The 16263-nt window shown below is 72.4% G+C and carries 14 protein-coding genes; 10 read left to right on the top strand and 4 right to left on the bottom strand.

The window, feature by feature from the left end; all coding sequences use genetic code 11:
• On the bottom strand, nucleotides 1-2111 hold a 2111-nt coding region (locus ASC99_RS42115; RefSeq protein WP_369825096.1), incomplete at its 3' end, for a transglycosylase family protein.
• Nucleotides 2112-2294: 183 nt separating this feature from the next.
• Here ASC99_RS42115 and ASC99_RS13225 point away from each other — a divergent pair.
• Together ASC99_RS13225 and hemC are read left to right on the top strand one after the other, a co-directional pair.
• The gene (locus ASC99_RS13225; protein ID WP_235502484.1) at nucleotides 2295-5255 is read left to right on the top strand and encodes a BTAD domain-containing putative transcriptional regulator; all 2961 of its coding nucleotides are present in this window, start codon (nucleotides 2295-2297) and stop codon (nucleotides 5253-5255) included.
• 17 nt (nucleotides 5256-5272) lie between these two features.
• On the top strand, nucleotides 5273-6208 hold the full coding sequence (gene hemC, locus ASC99_RS13220; RefSeq protein ID WP_057231545.1) for a hydroxymethylbilane synthase: 936 nt from the start codon (nucleotides 5273-5275) through the stop codon (nucleotides 6206-6208).
• Between the two features lie 29 nt (nucleotides 6209-6237).
• On the opposite strand, the gene ASC99_RS13215 is transcribed toward hemC, so the two are convergent.
• The 3 genes from ASC99_RS13215 to ASC99_RS13205 all read right to left on the bottom strand — a co-directional run bounded on the left by ASC99_RS13215 (nucleotide 6238) and on the right by ASC99_RS13205 (nucleotide 8249).
• Nucleotides 6238-6948, bottom strand: a complete 711-nt coding sequence (locus ASC99_RS13215) for an MOSC domain-containing protein (RefSeq protein ID WP_057231543.1) — start codon at nucleotides 6946-6948, stop codon at nucleotides 6238-6240.
• Nucleotides 6949-7070: 122 nt separating this feature from the next.
• Nucleotides 7071-7373 carry a chaplin gene (locus tag ASC99_RS42110; protein ID WP_057231541.1) on the bottom strand — a complete coding sequence of 101 codons (303 nt, stop codon included), beginning with the start codon at nucleotides 7371-7373 and terminating at the stop codon, nucleotides 7071-7073.
• Between the two features lie 135 nt (nucleotides 7374-7508).
• Entirely contained in the window at nucleotides 7509-8249 is a 741-nt protein-coding gene (locus ASC99_RS13205; protein ID WP_057231539.1) for a cyclase family protein, read from the bottom strand.
• Between the two features lie 260 nt (nucleotides 8250-8509).
• Here ASC99_RS13205 and ASC99_RS13200 point away from each other — a divergent pair, with 260 nt between their 5' ends.
• From ASC99_RS13200 to ASC99_RS13165, 8 genes are all read left to right on the top strand, one after another.
• Nucleotides 8510-9817 (top strand): condensation domain-containing protein, encoded by a 1308-nt coding sequence (locus tag ASC99_RS13200; RefSeq protein WP_162257874.1) that lies wholly within the window; start codon nucleotides 8510-8512, stop codon nucleotides 9815-9817.
• Nucleotides 9818-9896: 79 nt separating this feature from the next.
• Nucleotides 9897-10469, top strand: coding sequence for a hypothetical protein (locus ASC99_RS13195; protein WP_057231535.1), 573 nt, complete (start codon nucleotides 9897-9899; stop codon nucleotides 10467-10469).
• Nucleotides 10470-10496: 27 nt separating this feature from the next.
• Complete coding sequence (locus tag ASC99_RS13190; protein ID WP_057231533.1) at nucleotides 10497-11147, top strand: UbiX family flavin prenyltransferase; 651 nt, start codon at nucleotides 10497-10499, stop codon at nucleotides 11145-11147.
• Between the two features lie 122 nt (nucleotides 11148-11269).
• Entirely contained in the window at nucleotides 11270-11731 is a 462-nt protein-coding gene (locus ASC99_RS13185) for an Lrp/AsnC family transcriptional regulator (protein ID WP_057231532.1), read from the top strand.
• A 3-nt stretch (nucleotides 11732-11734) separates the two neighbouring features.
• Nucleotides 11735-12724, top strand: coding sequence for a threonine/serine dehydratase (locus ASC99_RS13180; protein ID WP_057231530.1), 990 nt, complete (start codon nucleotides 11735-11737; stop codon nucleotides 12722-12724).
• Between the two features lie 188 nt (nucleotides 12725-12912).
• Nucleotides 12913-14076, top strand: coding sequence for an aminofutalosine synthase MqnE (gene mqnE / locus ASC99_RS13175; protein WP_057231527.1), 1164 nt, complete (start codon nucleotides 12913-12915; stop codon nucleotides 14074-14076).
• Nucleotides 14077-14209: 133 nt separating this feature from the next.
• Nucleotides 14210-15124 carry a L,D-transpeptidase family protein gene (locus ASC99_RS13170; protein WP_057231525.1) on the top strand — a complete coding sequence of 305 codons (915 nt, stop codon included), beginning with the start codon at nucleotides 14210-14212 and terminating at the stop codon, nucleotides 15122-15124.
• A 129-nt stretch (nucleotides 15125-15253) separates the two neighbouring features.
• A complete protein-coding gene (locus ASC99_RS13165) occupies nucleotides 15254-16198 on the top strand; it encodes a beta-ketoacyl-ACP synthase III (protein ID WP_057231522.1) in 945 nt (314 codons plus the stop codon).
• The last annotated feature ends 65 nt before the right edge of the window (nucleotides 16199-16263 follow it).

The raw sequence follows: 16263 nt of genomic DNA, 5'->3' as shown, positions 1-16263 counted from the left end.
TCCAGCCCGATCCCCAGCACCTGTGACGATCCGTCGGGCATCCCCGCGATCGCAGCCTCCGCCCCCTTGAACTCGGTGGCCCCGTTCGCCCCGGCCAGCGAACCGAAACCGGTCCAACTGCCGTCCGACTGACGCACAGTGTGGAAGAACTGCTGCGCCGTGGCGGAAGGCTGCGAAGGATCCGGATCCGGGTACGGGTTGGACCGGTCGGTGTCGAGGCCGGTACCGGGCCAGCAATCCCAGGCACGGTAACCCTGGTCGGCGAGGATCCTCTCGGCTATCAGGATCTGCTGCTTCTTCGTGGCCAGGTCCGGGCGGGCGGCGTACTCCGTTCCGCCGTAGTACTGCCAGTTGTGGAGGCTGATCTGCAGGCCACCGAGATAGGTGGTGCCGGTGTTGATGCTCCAGTCGCCGCCGCTCTCGCACTGGGCCACCTTGTCCCAGGTGGTGATGGAGGCGGCCTGGGCCTGGTGGGTGGTCGAGACCGTGGCGGCCAGGGTGAGGGCTGCGGCGGCCATCGCGATGGCGCGCGGGAGGGTTGTGCTGCGTCGGGTCGTCATCGGGCTGCTCCAGGCATGGTGGGGAGCCGGCCCGCCCTTTTTTGGGGGGCGGGCCGGCGCGCGGATCTGGGTGGAGTTGTTGGGCAGGCCGGTGATGGCGATGGTGTTGGCGGCGAAGGTGTTGGCGCCGGCGGCGCCGGGGACGAGTTGGAAGTTGCTCCAAGTCCCGTTGGCGTAGCGGGCCTTGTGGTAGACGAGATCGTTGGGGGCGATGGCGAGGATCTGGGCGGCGCCGTCGGGGGTGGCGGCGATGGCGATCTGGGTGGCCCGCATGGTGAGGGCATCGACGCCGGTGATGGGCTGGAAGCCGCTCCACTCACCGCTGGCGTAGCGGGCCTCGTGGTAGACGAGGCCGTTGTCCCCGATCGCCAGCACCTGCGCCGATCCGTCCGCCATGCCCGTGATCGAGACCTGGCTGGCCTGCATGGTGTCCCAGCCGACGCCTGCCAGCAGTTGGAACTCGCTCCAGGTGCCGTTGGCGTAGCGGGCCTTGTGGTAGACGAGGCCGTTGTCCCCGATCGCGAGGATCTGGGCGGCGCCGTCCGGGGTGCCGGCGATGGCGATCCCGCGTGCCGCCATGGTGTCGGCATTGACGCCCCGGATCAGCTGGAAGCCGCTCCAGTTTCCGTCCGCGTAGCGGGTCTGGTGGTAGACCAGGTTGTTGTTGGCGACCACGAGGATCTGCGCGCTGCCGTCGGGCATGGCGGTGATCGCGACCTTGTGGGCCTGCATGGTCGGTGCGCTCACGCCCGGCAGGGCCTGGAAGCCGCTCTCCAGCCCGATCCCCAGCACCTGTGACGATCCGTCGGGCATCCCCGCGATCGCAGCCTCCGCCCCCTTGAACTCGGTGGCCCCGTTCGCCCCGGCCAGTGCGCCGAAACCGGTCCAACTGCCGTCCGACTGACGGGCGGTGTGGAAGAACTGGTTCGCGGTGGCACTCGTCGGTACGGTGATCCGGTCGACGACGTTCTTCGCCCGGACCGGCCGGTAGGAGCTGCCAGGGTACGAGATCTGCCGGTAGAGCGCGCCACTGCGAGTGAAGTCATAGCCCCAGAAGGAACTGTGACTGCTATCGGCCCATTTTTCGAACAGCTCCACGTGTCCCGCGGCGCCCGCGGCATCGTTCAGCAGGGCGTCGCCCGGCGCCAGGTCCTCCTTGCCGATCCAGTAGGCCACGCCCATCGGCACGTAACGGGTGGTGTCGAGCCCGCCATTGGCGGTGCTCAGACCCCAGGCCATCGAGACGAAGCCCGAGCAGTCCGTGCGGTAGCCCTGGTAGAGGCCCCCTCCGTCGTACTGCAGGCGCGGGGTGACCTCCGTCCAGGACTTCGCCCGCGCCAGCACCTGCTCCCTGGTCAGGGTCTGCGGATTCTCATGGGCCCACTCGCTGGTGCGCGGGTTGTCGCCGTCGGTGCTCTGGCTCACTGTCAGCGAGCCGCCGGGGGTTTGGGCCATGGCCGGGCCGACCGGGCCGGCGGCCAGGACCGCCGAGGCCAGGCCGGTGGCGAGCAGGGTTGCGATGGTCCGGTGAATGCCGCGCTGGTTGGACATTTCTGGCTCCTCGTCCGACTGTCGGCCGGCCCCGGTCGCGGGCCCGCCGTCCTCACGAAAGGAGCTTGCGATGGTCCTCTAACACGGAGATAACATCGGCCTAACGCCGCCCTTCGGAGGCTGGCGTGGCGGCGTTGCGGGGGATCGGGGACGTGCGGCATGTGGTTCGGTCTGCTGGGCCCGATGACCGTCCGGAACGGCACCGAGGAGTGCCCCGTCCGTGGCCCCAAGGCACGGGCGATGCTGGCGTTGCTGCTGCTCAACGCGGATCGGCCGGTGTCGCTGGACCGGCTGGCGGCCGCCCTCTGGGGTGAGCGACCGCCCGCCACCGCCGAGGCCTCGCTGCGCAACCTGGTGGCCCGGCTGCGTCGAGCGCTCGGGGACGAAGGCGGTGAACGCCTCCAAGCGGTGCCGTCCGGTTACCTGCTCCGGGTCGGCGCGGAGGAGCTGGACGCCCGGCTCTTCGAGCGGGACGTCCAGCTCGCCCGGGTCGCCCACGCGGCCGAGGACTGGGCGACCGTGCTGCTCCGGACCGAGGCGGTGCTTTCGCTGTGGCGGGGGGAGCCACTGGGTGACCTGCCCGAGCTGGGGCAGCCCCTCGCCCAGGGCGAACAGTGGCGGGAGGACCGGCTCCAGGCGCTCGAATGGCGCTTCGACGCCGAACTGCGACTGGGCCGCCCGCACGGGTTGGTGCCCCAGCTCACCGGTCTGGTGGGCGAGCACCCGCTCCGCGAGGCGTTCCACGGTCAACTGATGCTGGCCCTGCACCAGAGTGACCAGCGGGGCAAGGCCCTGACGGTCTACCAGAACCTGCGCCGGACCCTGGTCGACGAACTGGGCATCGAGCCCGGGGCGGCGGTTCAGGAGATCCACCGGATCGTCCTGAACGCGGACGGTCCGAAGGCGGCCGTGCCGCCGACTGCTCCCGTCGGCCCTCCGGTCACCACCCCTGCCCAACTTCCGGCCACCCCATCCCACTTCGTCGGCCGTCAGCAGGAGCTGGCCGTGATTCGGCGGGCGCTCACCGAGCGCCGGGGACAGGCCGGGCTGGCCGTGGTGAGCGGGATGGCCGGGGTCGGGAAGTCCGCCCTGGCGATCCACTGTGCCGACGCGGTGCGGGCCGAGTTTCCCGACGGGCAGCTGTTCCTCAACCTGCGCGGCGCCACCGCCGGACTGACGCCGCTTCAGCCGCTCCAGGCGCTTGCCACCCTGCTGCGCGGGCTGGGCGTCGACCCCGGGCGGATCCCGGACGACGTCGAGGCGGCGTCCGCGCTGCTCCGGTCCACGCTGGCCCCGACCCGCACGCTGCTGGTGCTGGACGACGCGGACTCGGCAGCCCAGGTCAGGCCGTTGCTCCCGGCCGCACCGGACTGTGCGGTGCTGGTGACCAGCCGCTCGGCCCTGGCCACGCTGGGCGGTTCGGCCGTCCGGCTGGGGACCCTCACCGAGCGCGAGAGCGTCGCCCTGGTGAGCCTGGCCTCGGGCCGGGGCATGGCGGCCGACGCGACGGCCGCCGCCCGGCTGGTCCAGCTCTGCGGCCGGTTGCCGCTGGCCCTGCGGATCGTCTCGGCCCGACTGGCGGCGCGCGACGCGCTGCCGGTCCGCACCCTGGTCGAGCAGCTGGCCGCCCAGGAGCACCGCCTGGACCAGCTGGAGCTGGACGACCTGAGCGTGCGTCAGTCCCTGATGGTCGCCCTCGACGCGCTGCGGGACTCCTCCCGCCGACCGGACCGCGAGGCCGCCACGGCTCTCAGCACCCTCGGGGCACTCGACCTGCCCGAGTACTCCGCCCCGCTGATGGCGTACCTGGCCGGGGGCAGCACCGGAATGGCGGGCCTGGCCCTGGACCGGCTGGTCGACGTCGCCCTGCTCGCCGAGCCGCGGCTGGGCCGCTTCGTCCCGCACGATCTGGTCCGGGACTTCGCCCGCGAGCTGGCCGCCGAGGACATCGACGGTCGGCGGCGGAATGTGGAGCGGGCCCTCGGCTGGTACGCGGCGGCCGCCTGCCGCTCGGCCCTGGTGCTCGCCCCGCAGACCCATACCCTGCGCCGACTGCCGGACGGTTGGCCGGTGGAACCCTTCGCCCACCGGGACGAGGCGCTGGCCTGGGGCGACCAGGAGGTCGTCAACCTGGTCGCGTTGGCCGAACGTTGCGCGGCGGAGCGGATCGGCGCCACCGACCTGCTCGTCCTGGTGCAGGCGGGCTTCCTGTACCTGCGGGCCCGGGGCCGGACCGCCGAGGTGGCGACGCTCAACCGGCTGGCCCTCGACGTGGCCCGCCGGACCGGTGATCTGCGTGCCCAGGCGCAGGCGACGACCGATCTGGCCGGGGCGGAGTTCGACGCGGGCCGGTTCGAGAGCGCGCTGGGCCTGATCGAGGAGGTCACCCCGCTCTGGCACGAAGTCGCAGACAGTGCCATGCAGCAGATGGCGCTGAACAACCGCGGCATGCTGCTGGAATTGCTCGGCCGGGATGCCGAGGCGGTCGCCGTCCTGGAGCAGGCCCTGACACTCAGTCTGGAACGGTCGGACGCCTACAACGAGGCCGTCGCCCTGAGCGGCCTCGGCAACGTCCACGAGAAGAGCGACCCGCGCGAGGCCATCAGGTACCACCGGCTCAGCATCGAGGCCGCGGACCGGGCCGGCCGGCCGATCACCAGGACCATCGGGAAGAGCAACCTGGGCAACGCCCACCTGGCCCTGGGCCGACCTGCCGACGCCCTGCCATTTTTCGAGGAGGCCCTGGCCGGGGCCATCGCGGCGGCCCAGTGGCACATCGAGCGGGACTGCCGGGTCGGCCTGGTCCGGGCGCTGCGTGCCCTGTACCGCCCGGACCAGGCCGCCGTACGGTGCCGGACCCTGCTGGAGCTCGCCGAGGAGCGGGCGGACGAGTACGGGCAGGGACTGGCCCACTACGAGTACGGGCTGCTGTTGCGCGCCGACGGGGAGCCGGCCGGGGCGCTGGCGCATTGGCGATCGGCGCTGCGGCTGCTGGCGGAGGGCGACGCCAAGATCCTGCCTGAGCTGCGGGCCGCGATCGCCGAGGCCGAGGACGAGGTCCTGCGCGCGGCCGGGCGGCACTCCGCAGTCGCCGCCGGGCGGGGCCGGTTCGCCCGGCGGTCCGGTCCGGTCGGCAGCGGCTGACGGCCTATCATGTCGCCATGGCTGCCGCTGAGTTGATCAGGATCGTGTCCCGCTCCTCGCCGATGGCGCTCGCCCAGGTGGAGCGGGTGCGGGCCGAGCTGGCCGTGCTGCACCCGGGGATCAGGACCGAGGTGGTGCCGGTGGTCACTTCGGGGGACCGCTGGATGGGTGATCTGGCGAAGCTGGGCGGGAAGGGCGCGTTCACCAAGGAGGTGGACCAGGCGCTGCTGGCCGGGGAGGCCGACCTCGCGGTGCACTGCCTCAAGGACGTACCGGCCGACCGGCCGCTGCCGGCCGGGACGGTCTTCGCCGGCTACCTGCGGCGGGACGACATCCGCGACGCGGTGATCCACCCGGAGGGCCTGACGCTGGACCGGCTCCCGGCCGGCAGCCGGATCGGGACCTCCTCGGTGCGCCGGATCGCCCAGCTCGCCGCCTCCCACCCGCACCTGGTCTGCGTACCGATTCGGGGCAACGCCAACAGCCGGCTGGCGAAGCTGGCGGCCGGGGAGGCCGACGCGCTGCTGCTGGCCGCCTCCGGGCTGGAGCGGATCGGCGAGAGCGGCCGGATCACCGAGATCCTCCCGCTCGACGCGATGTGTCCGCCGATCGGCGCGGGCGTACTCGCCCTGCAGTGCCGGGAGGACGACCACGCCACCATCGAGGCCGCCGCCGGTCTCGGGCACCACGACACCTGGCGCGAGGCGACGGCGGAGCGGATGTTCCTGCACGTCCTGCAGGGCCACTGCAACAGCCCGATCGCCGGGTACGCGACCGCCGAGCCGGACGGGCGGCTCGCGCTGCGCGGTCGGGTCTTCTCGCCGGACGGCAAGCAGATCCTGGACGCCCACGAGTGGGCCGGTGCGCTCAGCCCCGAGGACCTCGGGACCTCGGTCGCCCTCGCCCTCAAGCGGCAGGGCGCGCACGAGCTGATCGCCGCCATCCCGCACTGACTCGCCGTCAGGCCGCCTGCCGGAGGGTCTTAGCCCAGGGTGAGGTGGTCGCCGACCCGTAGGTGCCCGGGGCTGGTGACGGTGGCGAGGGCGTCCAGGCGGGCGTCGTGGGCCTGGGCGAGGGCCTTGAGGATCTCGGGGGCGTGCGGCAGGCCGGGCTGCGCCGTACCGGACATGACGCACCGTTCGCTGGCCTGGACGAAGGCGAGGGCCAGGCCGCCCGGGGTGGTGGCCGAGCGGCCGAACCAGCTGTCCTCGACGAACGGGGCGGTGCCCGGCGGGGTGCGGAGCAGGATGTTGGGCCGGAACCGGCGCTCGTCCACCACGGTGCCGGGGAGGGCCTCCCGGATCCAGTCCAGGGTGGCGGTGGTGAGCACGCTCACGGGCAGCTGGTCGAAGTGCGAAACGGTGTCCTCGCGGGCGAGTTCGACACCGTCCCGCTGGAGGTAGGCGCACAGGAAGGCGTTCGGGTCCGGCACGGGGCGGCCCAGCGGGTCGAGCAGTTCGGGGGCGGTCAGCCGGTTGCCGAGCCGGGATCCCAGGCGGAGCAGGCCGTCCATCCGGCGGAACCGTCGGGTGTTCTTCCCGGAGCCGATCCGGCCGGTGCTGTCCCGGACCGCGTACAGCCGGTCTCCGGCCAGTCCGCGTTCGTCCACCTCCACGGAGTCGAGCCGCTCGCCCCCGGTCGACTTGACCGGGTAGCGCCACAGCCGCTCGATCACCCCGACGATCTCTGCCATGGCGCGAGCCTAGCGCTGCCCCCGGTCGATGGTCTAGACCAAGGGGTCCAGGCGGCCGGTCCGGGGACCGCGCCGGCACCGGGAGGTACGGTCGCGGCCCCCGAACCGAGAGGAGTGGGAGGTCAGTTGTTGCCGACGCCGATCACGTTGACGGAGTTGCCGCAGATGTTGATCGGGATGCTGATCGGGATCTGGATGTTGTTGCCGGAGAGCACCCCGGGTGACCCCACCACGACGGCGGACGCGCTGGCTCCACCGGTGTTCACGCAGGTGTTGCCGCCGCCGGTGAACTCGGGGGCGAACTCCTCCTGGTGCTGTACCGGGCCGAGCTCGTCGCAGTCGGCGGCCAGGGCCGGAGCGGTGCAGCTGAGGGCGAGGGCGATGCCGAGACCGACGGTCGCCGCGAACTTCTTGGTTCGGTTCATGGCGGAAGGAGTATCCAGTCCGGACCCGGCTGACCGGCTCCGCCGGGTCCGGTCACCCGATCGACCGGTCGGAATCACACCTGTCGTCAGTTCGACTGGGGCAAGTGGACGACCCGGGAGGCGCTCCGCCGGAAGCTACCCCAGCCGGGCGACCGCCCGGACCGGGGCGCCGTCGGCGGCGGTGAGGCGGAGCGGGAAGAACGAGACCGTGACGGCCAGCCCGGCGGCCGAGGCGTCGAGCAGCGGCGTCAGGTCGGCGAGGTTCTCGCACAGGACGGCGCCGCCCGGGCTGCCGAGCAGCGCCCGGTGGGCGGCCAGGGTGGGCAGGTCCGGGGCGGGGTCGTGCTCGTCGGTCAGGTCGGCGAGCAGGGCGGCCACCGCCGGGTCGGCCGGTCCCGGGTCGGGGGTCGGGTCGATGCTCAGCGCGTCCACGCCCACGCTGCGCACCCCGGCGGCGGCGATCGCCTCGGCGGCGCCCGGGGTGAGCCAGGGGTGGGCGTAGTAGTGGTCGGTGGCCCAGTACCGGTGCCAGCCGGTGGCCAGCAGGAGGACAGCGCCGGGCGTCACGGCGGCCAGCGCAGGGGCGAGCTGACCGGCCGTCACCCCGGTCCGCGGGGGCAGCTCGCGCAGGTCGGCGAGCACGGCGCGGCCGGTGAACAGGCCGAGCGGCAGCCCGTCCAGGGTCGGCCAGGTCACGTCCACGTGGTACGGCGCGTCCACGTGCGTGCCGGACTGCGAACCCAGGTGCAGCGACAGCACGTTGACCCCGTCGGTGGCGGTGGTGAGGGCGGGCCGCAGCGACACGGCCGGGTCCCCGGGGTACACCGGCATCCCGGTGGTGACCGGGTGGGTGAGGTCGATCAGCGTCGGCGGCATGGGTCCATCCTGGCCCGCGTGGCTCGTACGGGCACACGGAACGAGTCTTGCCCGCCGATCTGACGGACTGTAGGTTGCTCGCGTCGTCGGCCGGGTGTGCGTCCCGCCGGAGACTGCTCTCTCCCTGAACCCTCCCGGTCGGCAGCCCGGCGTTCGCTGCCTGTTCGGCCGACTGTGGTGGAGCGAAAGGGAGTTGCGTGAACACCGAGGTAACGACGCGGCAGATCCCGTGCACCGGGGCCCGCACCGGGGAGGGCCCCGTGACCTGGGGCCAGCAGGCCATCTGGACCGCGCTGCAGAAGCTGCGGCCGGGTGACCACGCGTACAACGTCCCGCTGGACGGCCCGGTCCCGGGCGGCATGCCGCTGGAGGTGATCGAGCGGGCGTTCAGCGGGCTGCTGTACGTCCACGACGCGCTGCGCACCCGGGTGGTGGCCGAGCCGGACGGCGAGCTGCGCCAGCACCTGGACGGGGACGGCGGCGCACCGCTGCACCTGCGCCACGGCACGCCGGAGCAGGCGGCCGGGATCGGGGCCGCGCTGCGGGAGGAGCTCTGGGGGCGGGCCTTCGACTACGCCGACGAGTGGCCGGTGCGGTTCGGCGCGGTGGTCTCCGAGGGGCTGGTGCACCACGTGGTGCTGATCTTCTCCCACACGGCGGCCGACGCCTGGGGCCTGCCCAGGCTGCAGGGTGACCTGCAGGCGCTGAGTCTCGGTGCGGATCCGGTCGAGGTACGGGCCGAGGCGGAGCGGGCCGGGGTGCTGCAGACCCTGGAGCAGGCGGCCGAGCAGGCCTCCCCGCGAGGGCGCCGGCTGGACGCGGCGGCCCGTCGGCAGTGGCGCTCGGCGGCGGCCGGCGCCCGGGCCCCGCAGATCGCCCCGGCGCCCCCGGCAGGGGAGCCGCGCTACCGCCGGGCCCACCTGCTCTCGCCCGCACTGCCGGGTGCGCTCGCCCGGGTCTGCGAGACCCACCGGACCAGCACGGCGAGCATTCTGCTGGCGGCGACCGCCGAGACGATGGCCGACTGGGCCGGCACCGGCAGGTGCGGTCTCCAGCTGATGGTCAACAACCGCTTCCACAGCGGGCTCGGCCGGGCCGGCGGACCGCTCGCGATGGAGGGCTACCTCGCGGTGCGCACCGAGGGCGCCGCCGACTTCGGAGAGCTGCTCGCCCGGACCAGGAGCGCCTCGCTGGCCACCTACCGCAGCGCCTTCTACGACAAGCGCGCCCTGGAGGCCGACCTCGCCCCGTACGCCGAGGACGCGGGCGTCACCTTCGAACGGTCCTGCTGGTACAACGACCAGCGGGTGGCCGCCCCCGAACCGGCCTCGGCGGACTGGTCATCCGAGGCGGCCGGGGAGTCGACCCTCAGCTGGGAGCCCGCGACCGACCACGGCGGCACCGTCAGCTACGTCCTGCACATGGCCGACAAGCCGGACGCCATCGAGATCGCGATGACCGCCGACACCCACCTGTTCACCCCCGCCGACATGGAGCGGCTGCTCCGCACCATCGAGCGCACCGTCCTCGACCAGGCGGCGACCTACCGGCCCGCACAGGCGGGCTGAGACGGAGCCCGTGCGGGGAGGGGCCCGGCCCTCCCGGTACGGTCCCCCGAGGCGATCCGGATGATCAAGGGGGACGGACGTGGCGTTCGCGCGTCGGACGAAGGTGCTGCTCGGGGTGGCCGCAGCGGCGGTGCTGGTCGAGCTGATCGGTGGGCTCAACCGGCTGGATGGCGGGTTCGTGCTGCTGCGCGGGCTGCACCGGCCGGGGCTGCTGTTCCCGGTGGTGCTGGTGGCGCTGCTGACGGCGGTGCTGCTCGGGCGGGCGGACGCCGGGACCAAGGTGCTCACGTCGCTCCTGGTGGGCCTGCTGCTGTTCCTGACGATGTCGGTCGCCATGGTCGGCGGCTTCGACGGCCCCCGGCGGACGGAGGTCCTGCCCGCCCCCGACGGTAGCGGCCGCCGCCTGGTGGTGGACAAGGGGGCGGACTGGATCGACCCGCTCTGGTGGGTCTCGGTGGAGTCCGGCAGCGGGCCGACGGCCCGGCGCTGGAAGATCGGCTACTTCGACGGGGACGACCACAGGAACGCCCTGGTCGAGGCGGTCTGGGACGGCCCGGGCCGGGTGCGGCTGGTCACCGGCGACCAGCAGGTCCACCTGATCGACGTGGGATCCGACGGCCGGCCGGGCCGGACGCTGTCGCTCCGTCGGTGACCCCTCGGCCGGACTATCGTGCCCGGTATGAGCAGTGATCAGCAGCAGACGCCACGTCAGCCCTGGGTGGTCGGGGTCTCCGGGGCGTCCGGGACGCCGTACGCCGCCTCGGTGATCCGGGCCCTGCTGACGGCGGGTGAGACGGTCGATCTGGTGGTCAGCCGGGCGGCCCGGCTGACCATCCTGGACGAGACCGGGATCTCCTTCCGGGACGCGCACTGGCGGGCCGACCTGGGGGAGTGGCTGGGCACCGAGGAGCTGGACGGCGTCCGGTACTGGGCCGCCGGGGACTTCGCGGCCGGACCGTCCAGCGGCTCGTACCCGGCGAAGGGGATGCTGGTGGTGCCGGCCACCACCGGGGCGGTGGCCGGGATCGCGCTCGGGCTGAGCAAGGACCTGCTCCAGCGGGCCGCCAGCGTCACCCTGAAGGAGCGCCGGCCGCTGGTGCTCTGTCTGCGCGAGACACCGCTCAACGGGGTGACGTTGAAGCACCTGGTGGAGCTGGACGCGCAGGGCGCCGTGGTGCTGCCCGCCGCGCCGGGCTTCTACGCCGGGGGCTCCACCGCCCGGGAACTGGTGGATTTCGTGGCCGGCCGGGTGCTCGACGCGGTGGGTGTGCCGCACACGCTGTACCGGCGCTGGGCGGGCGAGTTGGGCGACGGGGGGAAGGTCGGGTAGGCGGAGCGGCCGGGCGGGACGGTATGTTCATTGCGATATCCGGGTCGATCCAGGTGTGACGCCTTCGAATCCGGATAATGATCTGTGGGTCTGGAGAGGTTCGGAAGGACGCGGGCGGATACATGGACACGGTGGACAGACAGCTCATCCAGGCGCTTCGGGAGAACGGCCGCGCGTCGTACGCCGAACTGGGCCGCCTGGTCGGCCTGTCGGGCCCGAGCGTGACGGACCGGATCAACCGGCTGGAGCAGGCCGGGGTGATCACCGGCTACCGCGCCACCGTCAACCCGGCCTCGCTGGGCTTCGGGGTCACCGCCCTGATCGGTCTTCAGCTCACCGACGCCGCCGACCACGAGGACGTGGCGCACCGGCTGAAGGACCTCGGCGAGGTCGAGGACTGCTGGTTCATCGCGGGCGACGACTCGTACATGCTCAAGGTCCGGGTCTCCGACGTGGAGGGCCTGGAGTCGGTGGTCAAGCGGCTGTCCGGCACCAAGGGCGTGGCCCGGACCAGAACCACCGTCGTTCTCTCCACCAAGTGGGAGAACCGGGTCAGTGAACTGCCGTTGGAGCCAGGGGAGTAGCTCATGTCGTTGATCGGCCTGGAGGAACTGCGCGCGGCGCAGCAGCGGATCGCCGGAGTGGCGGTCAGGACCCCGCTGATGCCCGCCCCGTGGGCGGCCCAGGGGGAGCGGGCGCTCTGGCTCAAGCCGGAGGGCCTCCAGCCGACCGGCGCGTTCAAGATCCGCGGGGCGTACAACCGCCTCGCCGCGCTGACCGAGGCCGAGCGGGCCCGTGGTGTGGTCGCGCAGTCCAGCGGCAACCACGCCCAGGCGGTGGCGTACGCCGCCCAGCTGCTCGGCATCAAGGCCGTCATCGTGATGCCGGACGTCTCACCCGCCGTCAAGGTCGAGAACACCCGCTCCTTCGGCGCCGAGGTGTTCCTGGTCGGGGCCGGCGAGCGGGACAGCCTGCCCGCCGAGCTGGCCGAGAAGCACGGCTACGTCTGGGTGCCGCCCTACGACGACCCGTACATCATCGCGGGCCAGGGCACGGTCGGCTTGGAGATCGCCGAGGACGCCCCCGACGAGCTGGACACCGTGCTGGTGCCGGTCAGCGGCGGCGGCCTGATCAGCGGCACCGCCGCCGCGCTCAAGCTGGCCTGCCCGGGCGTCCGGGTGATCGGCGTCGAGCCCGAGCTGGCCGCCGACGCACAGGCCAGCTTCCGGGCCGGCGAACGGCTGAGCTGGTCCACCGACCTGACCTACCGGACCATCGCGGACGGGCTGCGCACGCCCAGCGTCGGGGTGCTCCCGTTCGAGCACATCCAGGCGTACGTGGACGACATCGTGACCGTCTCCGAGCAGCAGATCCGGGACACCGTGGCACTGCTGGCCCGGCGCGGCCGGCTGGTCGCCGAGCCCTCGGGCGCGGTCGCCGCAGCGGCCTACTTCCACTGCGCGGCGGAGCTGGAGGGGCGGGTGTTCGGCGCGGTCGTCAGTGGTGGGAACATCGAACCGAGCCTGCTGGCCGAGCTGCTGGCGGCTGCGCCTCACCCGGCAGGGGAGGCCCCGTGAGGAGCGTCGTTCGGTGCGTGCTATCGGCGTGCCGGCCGGAGGCCCTCGTAGCGGAGCTACTTGGGCCTTTGGCCGGTGCGGCGAGAGTGCGTGCCGGGCGGCGCGACGGGGTGGCCCCTGCCGGGTGAGGCGCAGGGCGTAGGCTCGGCGAAGGTCAATTCTCACGGCACGAGGAGGCAGGTCACCGCATGGACGCAGGGCTGAAGCGTGAGCTGGAGGCGAAGGTCTACGCGGGTGAGCGGCTGACCCGCGAGGACGGCGTCGCGCTCTACGAGAGCGACGACCTGGCCTGGCTCGGCGGTCTGGCGCACCACGTGCGGACCGAGAAGAACGGCGACGTGGTCCACTTCAACGTCAACCGTCACCTCAACATGACCAACGTCTGCGCCGCCTCCTGTGCCTACTGCTCGTTCCAGCGCAAGCCGGGCGAGAAGGACGCGTACACCATGCGGATCGAGGAGGCCGTCCGGCTGGCGAAGGCGATGGAGGTCGACTCGCTGACCGAGCTGCACATCGTCAACGGTCTGCACCCGACCCTGCCGTGGCGCTACTACCCGCGCAGCCTGCGGGAGTTGAAGGCCGCACTGCCGAACGTCTCGCTGAAGGCGTTCACCGCCACCGAGATCCACTGGTTCGAGCGGATCAGCGGCCTGACGGCCAGTGAGATCCTGGACGAGCTGATCGACGCCGGTCTGGAGTCGCTCACCGGCGGCGGCGCGGAGATCTTCGACTGGGAGGTCCGCCAGCACATCGTCGACCACGAGACCCACTGGGAGGACTGGTCGCGGATCCACCGCCTGGCGCACGAGAAGGGTCTGAAGACCCCCGCGACCATGCTGTACGGGCACATCGAGGAGCCCCGGCACCGGGTCGACCACGTGCTCCGGCTGCGGGAGCTGCAGGACGAGACCGGCGGCTTCCAGGTCTTCATCCCGCTGCGCTACCAGCACGACTTCCACGACTCCAAGGACGGCGTGGTCCGCAACAAGCTGATGGCCCGCACCGAGATGGCCACCGGCGCCGAGGCGCTGAAGACCTTCGCGGTCTCCCGGCTGCTGTTCGACAACGTCCCGCACGTCAAGGTGTTCTGGGTGATGCACGGTGTCACCACCGCGCAGCTGGCGCTCAGTCACGGTGCGGACGACATGGACGGCTCGGTGGTCGAGTACAAGATCACCCACGACGCGGACAACTTCGGCACCCCGAACAAGCTGGGCCGCGACGACCTGCTCGACCTGATCAAGGACGCCGGCTTCCGCCCGGTCGAGCGGAACACCCGGTACGAGATCATCCGCGAGTACGAGGGTCCGGACCTGAACCGCCGGGAGACCCCGCAGGCGATGCGCCTCTGACTGCTCTGCCAGCACGCCCTCCGAGCCGAACCGGCTCGGAGGGCGTTGTCGTTTCGGGGGGTGCCGTATGCTCACAGGCTCACCACACGCCAGGGGTTCCGTTTCGGCCCACGGCTTTGGAAGGATCGTCCGCATGTCCGGTTCCCATCGTGCCAAACCCCGCAGTCGGGCCGACGTGCCCGCCGACGCGGCGACCAGGCCCCGTGGGCACCGTCGGAAGACGAAGAAGAAGCGCGGTGGCCGCGCCCTGATGGGCAGTACGGCGATGCTGCTGGCCGCCGTCTCGGGTTGGTTCACCGTCGGCCCCGGGCGCTCCACCCCGGAGGTCGCCGCCGCCGGGATGCCGGACCTGCCGCTTCCTGACACCTCGTCGGCCGCCCCGGACGCGGTCGCCGCCCAGGCCGGGCAGCGGACCGAGCAGCCCGCCGCCGACCGCTCCGACCGGAGTGACGGGAGCGTCCTGACCATCCCCGGCCTCGGCCCCAAGTTCACCGCGCAGATCCCCGCCGACACCCGGCAGCTGGTGGTCGCCACCGGCAAGGACAAGAACGCCTCGGAGACCGGCGTCACGCTCTGGACCAGGACCGAGGACAACCGCTGGAAGCCCGGCGCGGTCTGGGCCGGCCACAACGCGTACAAGGGGTGGACCACCGACCACCGCCAGGGCGACCTGCGCAGCCCGGTCGGGATCTTCGCGCTGACCGACGCGGGCGGCCGCAAGGCCGACCCCGGCAGCAAGCTCCCGTACGACCAGGACAAGGCCTTCGTGATCGGCGGCAACGGCTTCAACGGCGAACCGCTGGCCGGCTCCTTCGACTACGTGGTGGCGATCAACTACAACCGGGTGGCCGGCACCTCGCCGCTCAGCACCAAGTACCCCGAGGGCGTCGCCAAGGGCACCGGCATCTGGCTGCACGTCGACCACGGCGGCCCGACCCACGGCTGTGTCTCGCTGCCGGAGGCGCAGATGATCGAACTGATCAAGGCGCTCGACCCGGCCGCCAAACCGATGGTCGTGATGGGTGACGCCGCCGCACTGGCGTCCTGAGGCCGGATTCGGGCGAGTCGTTGGCCCAGACCCCGCAAGGGCTATTGTCCGGCCCCTACAGGTTCCGACCTTGGACGTTGTACCCGGGCGTCACCCACGGACTGGTCGGTAACGTTGTTGAGTGGCGGTATGACCGCCTCCCGTATCGTGTCGCTCGGCCACTTCCAGCCGCCGAAGGTCCTCACCAACGACGACCTCGCCCTGCTGGTCGACACCGACGACGAGTGGATCCGCTCCCGGGTCGGCATCAGGTCCCGGCACCTCGCCGAGGACGAGACCCTGGTCGACATGGCCACCGAGGCGGCCCAGAAGGCGCTCGCCAACAGCGGCCTGCTGCCCGAGCAGATCGACCTGGTGGTGGTCGCTACCTGCACCGCGGTCGAGCGCAGCCCCAACACCGCCGCCGCCGTCTCCGCCCGGCTGGGCATCCGCTCGCCCGCCGCGTACGACATCAACACCGTCTGCTCCGGCTTCTCCTACGCGCTCGCCACCGCCGACCACGCGATCCGGGCCGGCTCGGCCACCCGGGCGCTGGTGATCGGTGCCGAGCGGATGTCCGACACCATCGACTGGAGCGACCGGACCACCGCGGTGATCTTCGCGGACGGGGCCGGGGCCGCGGTGGTGGAGGCGGTTCCTGACGAGCAGTCCGGGATCGGCCCGGTGCTCTGGGGCTCCGAGCCCGACAAGGGCGACGCCGTGGTGATCACCGGCTGGGACCCGACGATCAGTCAGCAGGGCCAGACCGTGTTCCGCTGGGCCACCACCCAGCTCGCCCCGCTGGCCCGGGAGACCTGCCGGAAGGCCGGGATCGAGCCGTCCGAGCTGCGCGGCTTCGTCGCGCACCAGGCCAACCTGCGGATCATCGACGCGATCGCCAACAAGCTCGGGCTGGCCGAGGACGCGGTGGTCGCCCGCGACGTGGTGGAGTCGGGCAACACCTCGGCCGCCTCGATCCCGCTGGCGCTCAGCAAGCTGGTCGAGCGGGGGGAGCTGCGGACCGGGGACCCGGTGCTGCTGTTCGGCTTCGGCGGCGGGCTCGCGTACGCCGGCCAGGTCGTGCGCTGCCCGTAGCCTCCGCAGGACGTGCCGAAGGGGCGGCCCGGGTGGGCCGCCCCTTCTTGGGGTTTGTGCGTGTT

It is taken from the genome of Kitasatospora sp. Root107 (genome assembly GCF_001424875.1).
GTDB lineage: Bacteria > Actinomycetota > Actinomycetes > Streptomycetales > Streptomycetaceae > Kitasatospora.
Note: the sequence above shows the minus strand (reverse complement) of the source record. Positions and strands in the feature narration are given on the sequence as shown.

Bases quoted from the DNA above. Each gene is read 5' to 3' on its own strand.
- hemC (WP_057231545.1), top strand. From the start codon at position 5,273: ATGGCTGCCGCTGAGTTGATCAGGATCGTGTCCCGCTCCTCGCCGATG.
- ASC99_RS13190 (WP_057231533.1), top strand. From the start codon at position 10,497: ATGAGCAGTGATCAGCAGCAGACGCCACGTCAGCCCTGGGTGGTCGGG.
- ASC99_RS13225 (WP_235502484.1), top strand. From the start codon at position 2,295: ATGACCGTCCGGAACGGCACCGAGGAGTGCCCCGTCCGTGGCCCCAAG.
- ASC99_RS13170 (WP_057231525.1), top strand. From the start codon at position 14,210: ATGTCCGGTTCCCATCGTGCCAAACCCCGCAGTCGGGCCGACGTGCCC.
- ASC99_RS13205 (WP_057231539.1), bottom strand. From the start codon at position 8,249: ATGCCGCCGACGCTGATCGACCTCACCCACCCGGTCACCACCGGGATG.
- mqnE (WP_057231527.1), top strand. From the start codon at position 12,913: ATGGACGCAGGGCTGAAGCGTGAGCTGGAGGCGAAGGTCTACGCGGGT.
- ASC99_RS13165 (WP_057231522.1), top strand. From the start codon at position 15,254: ATGACCGCCTCCCGTATCGTGTCGCTCGGCCACTTCCAGCCGCCGAAG.
- ASC99_RS13215 (WP_057231543.1), bottom strand. From the start codon at position 6,948: ATGGCAGAGATCGTCGGGGTGATCGAGCGGCTGTGGCGCTACCCGGTC.
- ASC99_RS13185 (WP_057231532.1), top strand. From the start codon at position 11,270: ATGGACACGGTGGACAGACAGCTCATCCAGGCGCTTCGGGAGAACGGC.
- ASC99_RS13180 (WP_057231530.1), top strand. From the start codon at position 11,735: ATGTCGTTGATCGGCCTGGAGGAACTGCGCGCGGCGCAGCAGCGGATC.
- ASC99_RS42110 (WP_057231541.1), bottom strand. From the start codon at position 7,373: ATGAACCGAACCAAGAAGTTCGCGGCGACCGTCGGTCTCGGCATCGCC.